Consider the following 14,493-nt stretch of genomic DNA (forward strand, 5'->3'; position numbering starts at 1 on the left):
CACGAGCACGGGTGAGCACGGGTGAGGCCCTGCGCCATCTGTCCCTCGAGGGCTTGGAGGCCGCCGCCACCGAACTCCGGCGACCCTTGTCCGAGATGGGCGCACGCGGCGCGGGCGGGGCCGGCTCCACTCACCCGATAGTCGTAAACGAGACCGGCATGGCGCTGCTGCGCCCGAAGCCGGAACTGGCGAAGCTCGCCACCGACCCGCCCGCGGTGCCGGCCGTCGCCCGGGCCGTTGCCGACGGGCCCGGCGGGGTGGGGAGTATCGCTCGTACTGGACCGAGGTTGCGTTGCGGTTGCCGGGTCGTGGAGCACGCTGGCGCCGCAGGGCCTGCTGGACTCGTTGCCTGCGACGGTGCGGGAGCGAGCGCTGGCCTGGGAGGGGCACGTGCGGGAGGTGGAGACGGTGTACCCGGGCGGATCCGGTGGGGTCGGCCCTGCGCGGACCGAGTACGACCCGGAGGTGCGGACGCCGGCGCAGCGGGAGGAGGCGAAGGCGGCGGAGCTGTCGGCGGCGGGGAAGCCCACCAGCGCGGTGACGGTGCGGCGGATGCGGACGGCTCCGTCCGTATGCGGTCCCCATCGCAGCCGATGGGCGCCGGTGGAGTGGAGACCTGCGTCAGTGCGGCGTGTCGCGGATTCCCACGAAATCCGGTGGAGTCTCAGCCGTCGGAAGTGGTTGGGTCCTGCCCAATGCTTCGCTGGCACGGCCCGGCACAGTGCGAGGCGCAAGGGCCGAGTCGCAGGCGCGGTCCAGTCCGCGCGTCGTCGAGTGATGGAGGTTGTCGCGATGGCTGGTTATGGGGCGCTTTCCGACGTATACGAGTGGCTGATCGGGGATGACAGGTTGACCCCCGCCAAGGCAGCCGCGGTCTACTACAGCGATGTCGTGGGCTCTGTGCCGCCCAACGCACGCGTCCTCGACTGCGCATGTGGAACCGGCCAGCTCGCCGTCGGTCTCGCGAGTCTCGGCCTTGACGTGGTCGCCGCAGACGCCAGCAGCGGGATGGTTCGCCGGACCGAGAAGGCCGCCGACGAGCAGGGTGTCTCGCTTCGAGCCCTCCGCGCGAGCTGGGACGAGCTGCCCGACCACCTGCAGGACTCCACGTTCGATCTGGTGTTCTGCGTCGGCAACTCGCTCGGGCACGCCAAGGGCGCAGCCGGACGCCTGACCGCACTGGAAGCGATGTCGCGGCTGCTGAATCCGGGTGGACGCCTTGTGCTCCACTCCCGCAACTGGGAGCTCGTGCGCTCCGCCGGCTCACGGGTAGACGTCCGCGATCGACTCATCCGCCGCAACGACCGCGATGCGGTCGTCAGCTACTACTGGCAGATCGAGCAACGCTGGGCGCAGGAACACTTCCTCGAGATCGTGGTCGCCCAGATCGAGCCGGATGGGGCAGTGCGAGCCTGCTCGGAGCGGTTGTCCATCTGGCCCTACCGGTACGAGGACCTCGTGGCGCAGTTGCGGAGCGTCGGACTCACGGTGCAGTCCACCACCTTCGACCCCGCGAGCGACGGATACCTGGTGGTCGCCGGCCGCGACCAGGCGCGAGGCACGTCCGAGCCGGCACGCTGATCCGCCTTTCGTCATCGTTGCCGACCTGCCGGCTCGCGACCGCCTGCAGCGCCTCGCGAAGTGTTAAGCGGTTGCTGCGGGATCGTCACCTCGTACGTGCGGACCGTGGACATCTGGATCGGCTGCGTACCGCTGCGGAGGTGCGCGATGAATGCCTCGCCTTCCGCTGGAGTCCATTGCCACGGGTACAGGTCGGTGAACTCCTCCAGGCGCTGACCAGACGCAGCCCGCGGATCAATCGTCCTGGCCCTCAGGAAGCGTGCCGCCTGCTGGCGGGTCCAACCGTTCTTCCTCGCCTCGAACACCGCTGCTGCCGGGTCGAGGTGCACCACATTCCGGGGCAGTACAAGCCGTGCTGACCCTGGGGCCTCGGTAGTCACAGGCTCGTTGTAACCGATGCAACATTGTTGCGGCGGTCTCTTCCCTCCCAGGTCACCGCTAAGGGTGAACTCTCATCGAAGTCCGCCCCACCGCGCTGGGCCAGCGGTATCAAGAGTTCGAGTAGCCTGCGGGGCGTTGTGTTCGATGCAATTCATCCTGTTCTCGAGGTCCCGGAACGATGGCAGGCCCACGAGGTATAGCCAGCCCGTCTCGGTCTGCCGCCGCTGCCATAGCCGTGCCACGACCTCTTGCTCCGGGTGCCCGGGAACCGGGCCGGCGGGCAGTACGACCCGCACCGGCACCGGCTGGGCCGCGTCAGCGGAGGCAGTGGTCACAGCCTCACGGTAAGCACCCGCCGCCAGCTGACGGACATTACCGCTCGGGCAGTTTGCGGCGAAGGCCGCCTACCGCCTTCCACAGGTCTTCGAGTTGGTCACCGAGAACTCGCATGCGTCGGTCCATGTGCTCCATCCGTGCCGCGACCGCCAGCGATGCGAACGTCTGCGCCGGCTGTGCCGCGCCGGCGTCACCCTCCATGGCCTTCTTGGCGTACCTGGCGGCAGCCGCTTCGTACCGCATTGCGCGTTCCACCGCGCTTGCGCGAACGGTCATGTAGCCCTCCCGGGTTGATCTCTTTCTCCGTGCTACTGGCCGCGCCCCACAGGGGGCGTCTGCGGAATTTTGGTCCGCGAGGCCGTCCACGGACGCGGGCCAAACCCCAGGCGAAGCTTGGCCGCACCCGCGCAGGGCGGCCTGGCGGGGAGGGAGCGGGTGGCGCACGCGACACAACATACCGACGGTCGTGTCGGCAACACCCGATAGGATGCCGACACCTGCGTCGTCAACTTTAGGCAAAGATGCGATGTGGCCAGCCTGTCATGCCCTCATTTCCCTTTCCCTCGGAGAACTCCGTGTTCCTTGCCCTACGCGATCTGCGCTTCGCCCGCGGTCGCTTCGCCCTGATGGGTGCGGTGGTCGCGCTCATCGCCGTACTCGGTGTCCTGCTGTCGGGGCTTGCCTCTGGTCTGGCGGATGCCGGCATATCCGGGCTGCGCGCGCTGCCTGTGACCCATTTGGCCTTCGATGAGAAGGCGACCAGCGAGCAGTTCTCCCGCTCGACCGTGGAGCAGGAGGACTGGCAGGCGTGGTCCAAGGCCCCGGGGGTGGAGCGCGCGGAGCCGTTCGGGAACACCCTGGCCAATGCCCAGGTGACCCAGGGCGCCAAGAAGGGCGAGCAGGTCAACCTCGCCGTCTTCGGCATGGCACCGGACTCCCCCCTGGCACCCCGCCCCAGCGACGGTGAGGGCCTGAAGGAGGGCAGCGCGGGCATCGTGATCACCCGGGAGATCGCCGACCTGGGCGTGGAGGTCGGTGATGTGCTGACCGCGGACAAGAGCGGGGTGCCGCTGAAGGTCGTGGGGCTGGTCGACGAGACCATCTCCTACGGCCACATCGGCGTCGCCTACGCCGACCTCGAGACGTGGCGGCACCTGCACTACGGCCTGCCCGGCGACCTGCCCGAGGCCGCGAGCCGGCAGGCCACCGCCGTCGCCCTGACCCTGAAGCCGGGCGCCGACATCGCCGCGGTGGAAAAGGCAACCGGGACCCTCGCCGAGACCAAGGAAGAGACGTTCAACGCGTCCCCCGGCTACGAGGCCGAGTCGAGCACCATGGCCCTGATCGAGGGCTTCCTGTACGTCATCTCCGCCCTGGTCGTCGGCGCGTTCTTCACCGTCTGGACCGTCCAGCGCAAGCCGGAGATCGCCCTGATGAAGGCGCTGGGCGCCCCCACCCGGTACATCCTGCGCGACGCGCTCGCCCAGGTCGTCGCCGTCCTCATCGGCGCCACGGCCCTCGGCACCGCCGTCGGTCTGGCCCTGGGCAGCGCGATGATCGGCAAGGCCCCCTTCTCGCTGTCCGCCCCGGCCATCGCCACCTCCTCCGGCCTCCTCATCGTCCTGGGCACCGTGGGCGCCGTCGTCGCCGTCCGCCGCATCACCGCCGTCGACCCCCTGACCGCTCTGGGAGCCACCCGATGACCACACCCGCCTCCGACAACCAGGCCGCCGCGGACACAGGCCGCTCCGGCGGGTTGCGCCTGAACGACGTCACCCTCACCCTCGGCGACGGCGATACCGCCGTCACTGCCCTCGACGACGTCGGCCTGACCGTCGCCCCCGGGGAGTTCGTCGCCGTCGTCGGCCCCTCCGGATCCGGCAAGTCCAGCCTCCTCGCCGTCGCCGGCGGCCTCCAGCGCCCCACCTCGGGCACCGTGCACATCGCCGGCACCGAGCTGACCACCCTTTCGGACAAGGAACGCACCGCCACCCGGCTCCGCCACATCGGCTTCGTCTTCCAGCAGTCGAACCTGCTGGCCTCCCTCACCGTCAGGGAACAGCTCCTGCTGCCCCTGCACATCGACGGACGCCTCGACACCACTGCCCGGACCCGCGCCGACGAACTCATCGAAGCCGTCGGACTGACCCACCGCGCCGGCTCCCGTCCGCACCAGCTGTCGGGCGGCGAGCGCCAGCGCGCGGGCCTGGCCCGCGCCCTGATGACCTCTCCCGCCGTCCTGCTGGTGGACGAACCCACCTCGGCACTGGACCGGGTACGGTCCGCCGAGGCGGTGCGGCTGATCGCCGAGCAGACCCACGAACGCAACACGGCCACGGTCATGGTCACCCACGACACGGTGATAATGGACGCTGCCGACCGGGTGTACGAGATGGTCGACGGCCGCCTGTCCTGACCGGCGGCCGCGGGCCAGCACCGTTCCCGGCCCCGTCCACCCCCCCAGGAGCCCGCCCCGCATGCCGAAGATCAACGCCTCCACCGTCGCCGAGCACCGTGCCCAGCAACGCGAAGCGCTGATCGGGGCGGCGATCGACATCCTGGTCAACGAGGGCGCCGCCGCCGTCACACCGGCGGCGGTCGGCGCCCGCGCGGGCCTGGCCCGCTCCAGCGTCTACCAGTACTTCGACTCCTCCGCCGCCCTCCTGGCCACCATCACGGAGGAAGCCTTCCGGCGCTCCAACGAGGCACTCACCCGCGCCCTGGCCACCGCGAACGGCCCACTGGAACGCGTCGAGGCGTTCTTCGCGGAAAGCCTCCGCCTGGCCGCCGAAGGCGCACACCGGCCCGCCGTCGCCCTCATGAACGCCGGCCTCCCCCCGGCCTGCCAGCAGCGGCTGATGGAACTCCACCTGGAACAGGTCGAACCGTTCCGCGCCGCCGTCCGGGAACTCGGCGCTCCCGAGCCCGCGCTCACGGCCGACCTGATCGCCGGAATGCTCCACACCGCCCTGGCCGCCGTCGAGAACGGCACCCCCCTCGATACGGTCACGCAGCGCACCCTCGCACTCGTGGGCCGCTGCCTCACCCCGGCCGGCAGCACCGCCCGCGCATCGCAGATAGGGGCCTGAAGCCCTCGCACCGCCGGCGCACCTCGGCCGGAACGGCGAAAGTCGCGCGACGTCCTCGTCCCGGACATCGAAGCCGTCGGCGCGGAGCTGGGCGAGGGCGGCATCCATGTACCGGGTGTTGAACAGGACCAAGGTGTTGAGGACGAGGCCGAGGGCGCCGATCTGGTCCTCCATGCCATCCTGGTAGCGCTGGTAAAGCTGCCCGGCACGGCCGTGGAAGATCTTCCGGGCGAGCGCGTGCCTTCCTGAAGGTTGGCCTGCACCTTGATCTGGCGGCGTAACCGAGCTCGTCGGCCAGACGCAGAAGGTGCAGGGTCTTCGCGATCCGCCCATAGTGCGCGATCGCGTCCCCGAGCGGGGTCGGGCGCCCGTCGCGGGAGAGCATCCGAATCACGTCGTACGCGCGGACGGCGCCGGTGTGGATGGAGCCGATGATACGACCGCCCTCATCGCAGCTCACTCGGTCGGATAGTTCGGGGCGGACCTCCGCGACCATGCGCACCGCACGCTCACGAAGCTCGGCAGGGTAAGGGGAAGGACGGGCTATGAACTCGATCCTCTCAGGGAATCGAGCCCCCAACGACCCGGAGCGGTTCACCACACCGGAGTGCCGCTGGTGGTGTATCTGTTGCCGATGTAGCCGGCGTCCGGCGAGGCGCTGGCGCTGCCTGCCGAAACAGTGAGAGCGAGCAGGGCGGTGCAGGCCGCGGCAGCGAGCCGCGTCGGGTACTTCTTGAACACGAGCGTCCTTTTAGACGCCTCGACATGGTGCCGATGACCGGGGCGCGAGTTGGCCGCGCCCGTCATGCCCACGCTGTGAGTACCAGCAATGGGCATGACGGGATCGCACGAGCGATACATGACGTCTCGTTGGTCATTGTTCGGCAATGCGGCCGAGACGAGGAGCGGAAGCTACTCGGCTGTCATCGGCAGCTACACGTTACTTCCAGACTTGGTACCTGCCACCGTTGCACGGCAGGGTGTATACGACGCCGTGGGAGTTGCTGTCAAGGCACTGCCCCGTCTCCCGGTTGACCAGGTTGAAGCCGTCGCCGGTCCACTTCTCGTACCACTGCTCGTAGTAGTTCACCGGGCTGGAGCACCGCTCGGTGTACACCTGGCCTTGCCAGTAGGCGGTGAGACATTCGCCCTGGTACGACTTCTCGGTCCAGGCACCGTCGAAGTTCTCCAGGTTGTTCTGGCCGTCGTACCAGTCGCTCTTGAGGTGGCCGATGGGGTCGAAGCAGTGGACATATCCCGGAGCGTCCGTGGTGACGACGTGCTCCGCGCCCGTGGTGGTCTCGGTGATCAGACAGCCGCCCGTCGCCGCGTTGCGCCAGTGGATCTGGCTGTCGGCGGCGGCGTTTCCTGCGGTTGCGAGAATGAAGGCGGGCGTGGCAGCAGCGGTGGCGAGGATCGCAGCAAGAAGGAAGCCTCTTTCACACCAGCCGCTCCGAACCGCTACGCCGCCCACTCCAGCCCCAGACCAGCGAGGGCGGCGAGCTGCTCCGGGGGGAGTTTGTCGCGCCGGCTCATGGTGTTGGAGAGCCATACGCCCAGCTTTATGGGCACCGTCTCGTCGTCGACGAGGACGTCCACCACCGCCCCGCGCGGGACGGGTTCGGGCAGGAGCTTGGCCCAACTGTCGTGTTCCTGTTGCCGCGACCGCCAGGTGCCGACGGCGTCTCCCTCGAAGATGATGCCGGGCGCGATGTGGGGCAGGTGGCCGTCGGCGTCGGACAGGTCGGCGAGGACGCGGTAGTGGCGTTGCCAGTCCAGCGGCCACGGGCAGTCCCCGTCTGCGTCGATCGCGGTGAGCTGCGCTGCTTCTTTCGCGGCCCGGTACGAATCTTTGCCGAGGCCGTCTTTGCGTCGGAGGTTGGCCAGCTGCTGCCCGATCGGCACGGACCCGGTGCCGGCCGGGTCGCCCCAGACCGCGTCCTGCCGGGGAGTGAGGTGTCCGGTCGCCCGCCGGTACGAGCGCAGGACGGCGAGCTTGGCCTCCCACGCCTCCTCACCCGGCTCCCAGACCATCCTGTTCTCCGGCGCGTCCAGCAGCGCCGGGTCACTGGGTGCCGCGGTCAGGAGTCCTGTACGAGCCGACGGATGACGCCGGGAGGCAATCGCTGCTCAGCCGACCGCCATCCCGCCGTTCACATACCAGTCGCACGCCGTCAGGCCGTGGAGCAGTGCGGTCTCGAAGCTGTTCGGGTGTGCCTCCTCCGCGCTCAGGGCCTCGTCCGATATCGATGCGCGGAGCTCTTCGGGCCCCGAGGACGTCAGCAGCCTGATGTCCCGCCTGCGGCGGTTGGACAGCCGGCTCGACGTCGCCTTCGCGTACCGCTCCGCGAGCTTGTGGTCAGCGAAGTGGTGATGCAGGCGCCGGCCCTTCGTCTCGGGCCAGGAATCAGGCGGGCGGACGAAGTAGGTGGCCGTGACGCCGCCGTTCGCCCGATGGACATAAGCGAAGAGCCACCGTTCTGCTCCGAGGTCGTCGAAGTAGGGGTGAAAGGCCTCTTCGCCTGCTTCGGTGGCGAGCTTGTTGCTCTTTCCCTGGTTGCAGGGACCACAGGCGGGCACCAGGTTGAGCGGCGTCAGCGCGCACAGAGGGAAGGTGGCCTTGGGGGCGTGATGGTCGAGCTGAGCGACAGGCTGGTATCCGCACAGAGGGCATAGGTTGTGCACGGCGGCGGCCATGAGGGCGTCGTAGAGCTTCCGGCCGGGCGCCCGGTCCACCAGCGCGGTTTCGTAGACGGCGTGAAAGCGCTTCCTGTCGGAGTCCTCCCTCTGCGCACCGGCCTCCGCGACGAGCAGTGCGAGGAGCTGTCCCGCCTCTCCCGACGTCCGGTAGCGCTCCTCGAGTGCGACGAGTTCGGGAAGACGGGCACGGAGATCCTCACCCCAGTCCTGGGTGTCCAGCCATTTGGTACAGGCGTTCAGCACATCACTGACAGTGATCTCAGGCTTGGGTGGCCACAGCATCAGCGTGCTCCTCGCGCCCGTTCGAACGTCATCGCGCGCAGCAGGGCCCGGGCTTCGCTGCCCAGCCCGGTGAACCTGCCCGCGATTTCCTCGTAGGTGCCGCCCCGGTCCACTTCCCGTGCGATCGCCGCATGAAAGCCGGTCGAATCGACCTCCAGGCCGAACGCTTCGAAGGTCAGCTCTCCGACACTCTCACCGTAGGTCTCCGTCGTGGGACGATGAGCCGTGAGTTCGTCGCCGTGGCGCGAAAGCATCCACACGCAGGACGCCGGTACCTCCTGCAGGACGACGGGGGAGTGGGTCGCGATCACGGCCATGCCGTTGCGATCGCTGAGCAGGTCGGACAGTGTCCGCGTCAGGGCCGCGAGCAACGGGGGGTGCAGATGCGTCTCGGGTTCGTCGATCAGCACCAGGGTGCGCTCACCGACCACCTCCATCAGGCGGGTCATCATCAACAAGACCACGGCATGCCCTGAGCTCAGGCTGTCGAAGATATTGCCCATGCGTTCTTTGAACTTGAGGTCGCTGCCTTCGCGGACCATGGCGTCGATCACCGGCATGTGCTCGTCGAGGAAGCCGCTCGCGTTGTAACTGAGCGTGTCGACAGCCTTTCGCCAGCGCGCGCCTCGCGAGCCGATCCGGACGGTGGCGAAACTGTCGACGAACTCCTTGCGCCATTCAGCCGCGGTCTTCAGCCGCACCCCCTCGGCATGCCGCAGGCCGATGAAGTGGAACGAGAGGCCAGCAGGCGCCAGATCGTAAGGCCGGTCGAAGGGGCTGAAGGAGACAACGACGCATCCGGTGAAGTTGTTGTCCTCGTATTCGGACGGACTGTGCACGGCGATGCGTCCCTCCGTCGCCGCTTCGGCCAGGCGGTGCAGCAGCGTGGACTTCCCGACGCCGTTGCGGCCGATCAGCGCGTGCAGATTGGTGGGTGGCTTGCTCCCCGGTTCCGCGTGGAAATCGAATTTGTGCGCGGGCAGCAGACCTTTCTGATCAGGCGTGTAACTCCAGCGGAAGGGCACGACGCGGGCCCGCATTCCCGTCGCGATGAGGTTCGCCGCGTAGAGCTGCTGCTCCGTTCGGCCGCGGAGCAGGGACTTCTGGTAGACGTCCAGTATCCGCGCGGTTCTGTGGGCACTCGAGTCGAAGACGACATCGTTCAGGGCGCGGAGAACCTCGTACCCCATGCCTGCATCGGGCAGCTCCCGCAGCTTCTCGTAGTAGTCGTCTTCGTGGGCCAGACTGAAGAATTCGTCGCCCAGGGCGGTGAACGCAGGGGGAAGCAGGTCCGCCGTCCGCCTCGTTCCGTCGGAACGCATCGACACATGGCCGATCCGCAGATACCCGATCCGGAGTACACGAGCGTCCGCCAAGCGGATGCTGAGCTCGAACGTGGTGATGAACCCACCGTCGTTCCAGCTGTCGACCATCAGGTAGGCACCGGGCCGATCCGGCATCGGTTCGCTGTACTCCAGGACGGTGAATTGCATCGAGGCCCCCTCCAGAACGTGTGTTGTAAGGATGCCTCAGCTCCTGACAGCGCCCGTAGCGGCAACTCGGATGCCGCCCACGTACAACGCCACGCAGACGCCGGAACCCCCCTCGACGTCCTGGGCGAACTGGTGGACCACAAGTCCGTCAGCACTACCCAGCGCTACTACAACCCTCGGCAATTGCATCAGGCGGGCGAGGCACTGCAGGTGGCCTGGGCGATGCGGGAAGTGGAACGAGTTCGTAGGGTCTATGGACTTGCTTCCTGAGCGGGCATGTTGCCGAGTCGATCCCGTCTGATGCATGACCTGCCCTCCAGAAGGGGGGGCTGGGGTGGTGCATCACGGGAACGGGTGGTCTTCCGGGACCCCGCCCAGCACCTTCGCGTCGGCAGCCCGACCGGTGTCCCCAAACCGGTCCCCAGCGACCTGCTGGCTGACGCGTTACGGCACACGAGGACGCCACTCGGACGCCTGGTCCTCGTCCTGGCCGCTGTCCACGCCGTGCCTGCCCACGAGCTCCGCACGCTCCTGACCTGCGACCTGAACCTCGCACGCGGCACCCTCGTCATCCGTCGCGGCCGTCGACGGCACACCCTCTACCTGGAGGAACTCACCCACCAGATCACCGCCGACTGGCTGGACTACCGCCACCGCCGCTGGCCTCCTCGACCAATCCTCGCCTCGTCGTCAGCCAGAGATCTCCACTCGAGCCTGACCATCCCGCCGTCAGCAAGACCTTGCTCCGCGACGACCGCCAAGGAGGGGTCTGCGAGGATGGGCCGTATGGACGTGCGGAGCAGGAATCATGTGAGGGTGACCGGTAAGGCCGGTGCACCGGTGGTGATGCTGGCGCACGGTTTCGGGTGCGATCAGAACATGTGGCGTCTGGTGGTGCCGGCGCTGGAGCGGGACTTCACCGTTGTCCTCTTCGACCACGTCGGCGCGGGGAACTCGGACCTCTCTGCGTGGAGCCCCGAGCGGTACTCCACGTTGAACGGGTACGTCGACGACGTTCTCGAACTGTGCCGGGAGCTGGCGCTCGGACCGGTGACGTTCGTCGGGCACTCGGTGAGCGCCATGATGGGTGTGCTGGCCGCCGTGCGCGAGCCCGAGGCGTTCGCGGGACTGGTCCTGCTGGCCCCTTCGCCCTGCTTCGTCGACGATCCCGATGTCGGCTACCGGGGCGGGTTCAGTGCCGCGGACATCGACGAGCTGCTGGAATCGCTCGATGCGAACTATCTGGGCTGGTCGGGTGCGATGGCCCCGGTCATCATGGGCAACCCGGAGCGGCCGGAGCTGGGGGCGGAGCTCACCAGCAGTTTCTGCCGCACTGACCCGAAGATCGCCAGGCTGTTCGCCCGGGTGACGTTCCTGTCCGACAACCGCGCCGACCTCGCCGGGGTGAGGGTGCCCACGCTGGTCGCCCAGTGCTCCAGCGACGCGATCGCCCCGCCCGAGGTGGGCGCCTTCGTCCACGCGCAGATTCCGGACAGCCGGCTCGTCACGCTGAGCGCCACCGGGCACTGCCCGCAGCTCGCCGCGCCCGAGGAGACCGCCGAGGCGATCGCCGTGTTCGCGGGAGCCGCCCGGTGATGTGCAAGACGAACGGCGAAGGGCAGGAGGGACGAGAAGGCGGGGGGCCGGTGGATGAGCAGGCACAGTTTTCCGCGCTGCTGGAGGACAGTGCCGAGGATCTGTACGAGCACGCGCCCTGCGGCTACCTCTCCACCCAGCTCGACGGCCGGATCGCGAAGGTCAACACCACCCTGCTGGACTGGCTCGGATACCAGCGCGATGATCTCGTGGGCCGCAAGCACTTCTCCGACCTGCTCACCGTCGGCGGCCGGCTCTACCACGAGACCCACTTCGGCCCGCTGCTGCGGATGCAGGGCGAGATCAGCGGCATCGCTCTGGAGCTGAAGACCGCCGACGGCACCCGGCTGCCGGTCCTGGTCACCTCCACCGTGAAAACGGGCAGCGACGGGCAGCCCCTGCTGATCCGCACCACCGTCTTCGACGCCCGCGACCGCCGGGCCTACGAAACCGAGCTGCTGCGCGCCCGCCGGGAAGCCGACCTCGAACGCGACCGCCTCCAGGTCCTGGCCACCACCCTGCAGAAAACCCTCCTGCCGCCGGCCCTGGTGAACGTTCCCGGCCTGGACGTGTCCGCGTACTACCACATCGCCTCCGTCGACGAGGTCGGCGGCGACTTCTACGACCTCTTCCCCCTGGCCGCCGGCACCTGGGGCCTGTTCCTGGGCGACGTGTGCGGCAAGGGCGCCGCCGCAGCCGCCGTCACCTCCCTGGCCCGCTACACTCTGCGCGCCGCCGCCGTGTACGACCCCGCCCCGGCCGCCGTGCTCGGCAACCTCAACACGGTCCTCAACCACGAGTACCAAGGGACCGACCCCCGCTTCTGCACCGTCGTCTTCGGCCTGCTCACCCCCGACGAGGACCGCGGCGGCTTCCGGATCACGCTGGCCAGCGGCGGCCATCCGCCGGCCCTGCTGATGCGCGCGGACGGCACCGCCGACTTCCTGCCCACCCCCGGCGGCCAGCTCATCGGCGTCCTGCCCGATGCCCACATCGCCACCACCACCGTCCACCTCGTGCCTGGCGACACTCTCCTCCTGCACACCGACGGCCTCACCGAAGCCCATACCCACGCCGTCCCGGGCGGCAAGCAGCGCTACGGCGACGACGCCCTCCTCGACTTCGGCCGCCAGCTCGCCCCCACCACCGCCCCGGACACCATCCACGCCGTCCGCGACCTGCTCGACACCTTCGGCACCGGCGTCGACGACGACACCGCGGTCCTGGCCATCCACGTACCCCGACCCCCCAGTGAAGAGCAGCAGTGACCAAGCACCTGACCCTTCACACCCGCACCACCCCCGCCGGACCGGTCCTCGAACTCATCGGAGAACTGGACCACCACACCGCGCCGGAAGTCCGCGCCGCGCTGCCCAGCCTGACTCCGAGCCCGGGCCAGCAACTCGTTCTTGACCTCGGCAGCCTCGCCTTCTGCGACTCCACCGGCATCAGCGTCCTGATCACCGCCCGCAACTACGCCCTGGCCGCGAACGCGATCGTCGTCCTGGCCGCGGTCCCCAACCACCTCGACCGCATCCTCCGCATCGTCGGCCTCGACCAGGTCTTCACCGTCCACCTCACCGCACAGGACGCCGAAACCGCCTGGCACACCGCCTCCGACTGACCCGCCGTACCTGCCAGAGGAAGCTCCCGCCCCCACGTAGAATCGAACGATCACCGTTCTCAGTGCCTCCCAAATTTCTCGCAAACATTCTGAGCCGACAAGATCGCTATCTGCTGCTCGAACCGATCGACATTCGCTGTTGCTTCGCTTCTCACGAACGTAGCCAGTTTGCGCGGTGACCGACCGTGGATAGCGGACTGCGGAGTAAGGGAGCACGCTGGATGGATGAGCGCGCCCATCGTCATCCACCGCCCGTCCGCGACCGGCGGGCGGCGGGTCACCATCCGCGGGCAGATCGCCGGCCTCGCCCACGACGACGGTGATGTCGTCGAGTTTCTGCGCCGTGCCGGCCTACACGACGCGGAACGGCTCCTGGACGATTCCTCGCTGGTCGAGTGGCGCGGCGGCCGCGCGCACCGGTACGAGGCCGCGTGATGCCTTGGGGTTCCGGCGGATGTTCCTCCAAGTCGCCGAACACGCCCAGGCGACGTACACCAGACGTATGGGAGACGAGCAGCGAACGTGGCGTCCTGGGGAGATCGTGCCCGAGAGCGGTATCTACGAGTGCGACTGCGGGGCCGGCCACCACTGGAGCACAGACGTCAAGGGCCACCGCTTCCCTCCGCTCCCGCCCGGCTGTCCCGGCGGTGCGTGGGCGCTGAAGACGGACGCCCACCCGGACACCTGATGTGACGCTGAACCCGCCGCTGGAGCCGATGCTCGCCCAGGCCCGCGACGCCATTCCCCGCCCCGGCCCGGGGGGCGCGGCGGCAGAGCTGAAGTTCGACCGTTACCGGGCCCTGCTGTTCACCCCTGACGTGCAGGGTGGGCGGGTGCTGGTGCAGTCGCGGCACGGCACCATGCTGCAGTCCCGCTTCCCCGACCTCGTCTCCGCGGCCGGCCAGCTGCCGTCCGGCCTGGTCCTGGACGGCGAGCTCGTCGTGCTCGACGAGAACGGGCACCTGAGCTTCCCGGCACTCCAACGCCGTGCCGCGACCGTAGCGGTGCTCAGGCTCTTGCCGCCGCCCTGCCGGCGCACTTCATCGCCTTCGACGTCCTCCAGATCGAGGGCCGCGAGCTGCTGGACGAGCCGTACGCCGCCCGCCGGGCCCTCCTGGAGGGCCTGTTCGTGGAGCACGGGCTGACGACGCCGCCGTGGACGCTGTGTCCCTCGACCACGGATATGGCGACTGCTGAGGAGTGGCTGAACGGATGGACTCGGACGCCCGGGATCGAGGGGATCGTCGTCAAGAGCCTCACCGGCCGGTACCGCCCCGGAGTCCGCGGCTGGACCAAGGTGCGAATCGAGCTGAATTGCATTAGACGCAACAGTTCGTACTAGGTCACATACGGCCTTATCGCAGGTCAAGCCCTCCGAACGGCGAGCAGGTGAGCCCCCTCTGGGTTCGTG

At 68.6% G+C, this 14,493-nt stretch carries 17 protein-coding genes and 2 pseudogenes; 11 read left to right on the top strand and 8 right to left on the bottom strand.

Translation table 11 applies throughout. The features are described 5' to 3' along the window. The first annotated feature begins 792 nt into the window (after window positions 1–792). Window positions 793–1,581: a class I SAM-dependent methyltransferase gene (locus BLW14_RS31730; RefSeq protein WP_093710924.1), complete on the top strand. Its 789-nt coding sequence runs from the start codon at window positions 793–795 to the stop codon at window positions 1,579–1,581. 11 nt (window positions 1,582–1,592) lie between these two features. Here BLW14_RS31730 and BLW14_RS31735 read toward each other — a convergent pair whose 3' ends face one another. Beyond that, window positions 1,593–1,913, bottom strand: a complete 321-nt coding sequence (locus tag BLW14_RS31735; RefSeq protein WP_256332950.1) for a hypothetical protein — start codon at window positions 1,911–1,913, stop codon at window positions 1,593–1,595. A gap of 421 nt (window positions 1,914–2,334) precedes the next feature. Then, window positions 2,335–2,574 carry a hypothetical protein gene (locus BLW14_RS31745; RefSeq protein ID WP_143052030.1) on the bottom strand — a complete coding sequence of 80 codons (240 nt, stop codon included), beginning with the start codon at window positions 2,572–2,574 and terminating at the stop codon, window positions 2,335–2,337. A gap of 299 nt (window positions 2,575–2,873) precedes the next feature. On the opposite strand from BLW14_RS31745, the gene BLW14_RS31750 reads away from it, so the two are divergent. The 3 genes from BLW14_RS31750 (at window position 2,874) to BLW14_RS31760 (ending at window position 5,387) form a co-directional block, all read left to right on the top strand. Next, window positions 2,874–4,001 (top strand): ABC transporter permease, encoded by a 1,128-nt coding sequence (locus tag BLW14_RS31750; RefSeq protein ID WP_093710504.1) that lies wholly within the window; start codon window positions 2,874–2,876, stop codon window positions 3,999–4,001. Continuing rightward, window positions 3,998–4,714, top strand: a complete 717-nt coding sequence (locus tag BLW14_RS31755; RefSeq protein WP_093710505.1) for an ABC transporter ATP-binding protein — start codon at window positions 3,998–4,000, stop codon at window positions 4,712–4,714. The genes BLW14_RS31750 and BLW14_RS31755 overlap by 4 nt, the downstream gene beginning before the upstream one ends. A gap of 61 nt (window positions 4,715–4,775) precedes the next feature. Further along, complete coding sequence (locus tag BLW14_RS31760; RefSeq protein WP_093710506.1) at window positions 4,776–5,387, top strand: TetR/AcrR family transcriptional regulator; 612 nt, start codon at window positions 4,776–4,778, stop codon at window positions 5,385–5,387. A gap of 30 nt (window positions 5,388–5,417) precedes the next feature. Here BLW14_RS31760 and BLW14_RS35825 read toward each other — a convergent pair. The 6 genes and pseudogenes from BLW14_RS35825 to BLW14_RS31785 form a co-directional block, all read right to left on the bottom strand. Beyond that, window positions 5,418–5,826: pseudogene (locus BLW14_RS35825) on the bottom strand (Tn3 family transposase); the annotation flags it as partial. 155 nt (window positions 5,827–5,981) lie between these two features. Beyond that, the gene (locus BLW14_RS34700) at window positions 5,982–6,128 is read right to left on the bottom strand and encodes a hypothetical protein (protein WP_177154170.1); all 147 of its coding nucleotides are present in this window, start codon (window positions 6,126–6,128) and stop codon (window positions 5,982–5,984) included. A gap of 199 nt (window positions 6,129–6,327) precedes the next feature. Continuing rightward, window positions 6,328–6,861, bottom strand: a complete 534-nt coding sequence (locus BLW14_RS31770) for an RICIN domain-containing protein (protein ID WP_093710507.1) — start codon at window positions 6,859–6,861, stop codon at window positions 6,328–6,330. Then, a pseudogene (locus BLW14_RS31775) lies at window positions 6,849–7,445 on the bottom strand (helicase associated domain-containing protein); the annotation flags it as partial. The pseudogene BLW14_RS31775 and the gene BLW14_RS31770, both read right to left, overlap by 13 nt. Window positions 7,446–7,517: 72 nt before the next feature. Further along, complete coding sequence (locus BLW14_RS31780) at window positions 7,518–8,369, bottom strand: hypothetical protein (protein WP_093710508.1); 852 nt, start codon at window positions 8,367–8,369, stop codon at window positions 7,518–7,520. Beyond that, complete coding sequence (locus BLW14_RS31785; protein ID WP_093710509.1) at window positions 8,369–9,862, bottom strand: AAA family ATPase; 1,494 nt, start codon at window positions 9,860–9,862, stop codon at window positions 8,369–8,371. Before BLW14_RS31785 ends, BLW14_RS31780 begins: the two co-directional genes overlap by 1 nt. Window positions 9,863–10,648: 786 nt before the next feature. On the opposite strand from BLW14_RS31785, the gene BLW14_RS31795 reads away from it, so the two are divergent. The 7 genes from BLW14_RS31795 (at window position 10,649) to BLW14_RS35475 (ending at window position 14,424) form a co-directional block, all read left to right on the top strand. Then, window positions 10,649–11,458 carry an alpha/beta fold hydrolase gene (locus BLW14_RS31795; RefSeq protein WP_093710511.1) on the top strand — a complete coding sequence of 270 codons (810 nt, stop codon included), beginning with the start codon at window positions 10,649–10,651 and terminating at the stop codon, window positions 11,456–11,458. Beyond that, window positions 11,458–12,726, top strand: a complete 1,269-nt coding sequence (locus tag BLW14_RS31800; protein ID WP_093710512.1) for a PP2C family protein-serine/threonine phosphatase — start codon at window positions 11,458–11,460, stop codon at window positions 12,724–12,726. The genes BLW14_RS31795 and BLW14_RS31800 overlap by 1 nt, the downstream gene beginning before the upstream one ends. After that, the gene (locus BLW14_RS31805) at window positions 12,723–13,082 is read left to right on the top strand and encodes an STAS domain-containing protein (RefSeq protein WP_093710513.1); all 360 of its coding nucleotides are present in this window, start codon (window positions 12,723–12,725) and stop codon (window positions 13,080–13,082) included. Before BLW14_RS31800 ends, BLW14_RS31805 begins: the two co-directional genes overlap by 4 nt. Window positions 13,083–13,307: 225 nt before the next feature. Then, window positions 13,308–13,517 carry a hypothetical protein gene (locus BLW14_RS31810; RefSeq protein WP_093710514.1) on the top strand — a complete coding sequence of 70 codons (210 nt, stop codon included), beginning with the start codon at window positions 13,308–13,310 and terminating at the stop codon, window positions 13,515–13,517. A 106-nt stretch (window positions 13,518–13,623) separates the two neighbouring features. After that, complete coding sequence (locus BLW14_RS31815; RefSeq protein ID WP_256332951.1) at window positions 13,624–13,770, top strand: hypothetical protein; 147 nt, start codon at window positions 13,624–13,626, stop codon at window positions 13,768–13,770. Window position 13,771: 1 nt separating this feature from the next. Further along, window positions 13,772–14,227, top strand: coding sequence for an ATP-dependent DNA ligase (locus tag BLW14_RS35470; protein WP_256332952.1), 456 nt, complete (start codon window positions 13,772–13,774; stop codon window positions 14,225–14,227). Further along, window positions 14,146–14,424, top strand: a complete 279-nt coding sequence (locus tag BLW14_RS35475) for an ATP-dependent DNA ligase (RefSeq protein WP_256333035.1) — start codon at window positions 14,146–14,148, stop codon at window positions 14,422–14,424. Before BLW14_RS35470 ends, BLW14_RS35475 begins: the two co-directional genes overlap by 82 nt. Window positions 14,425–14,493: the final 69 nt, after the last annotated feature.

It is taken from the genome of Streptomyces sp. 2131.1, assembly GCF_900105515.1.
Lineage (GTDB): Bacteria > Actinomycetota > Actinomycetes > Streptomycetales > Streptomycetaceae > Streptomyces > Streptomyces drozdowiczii.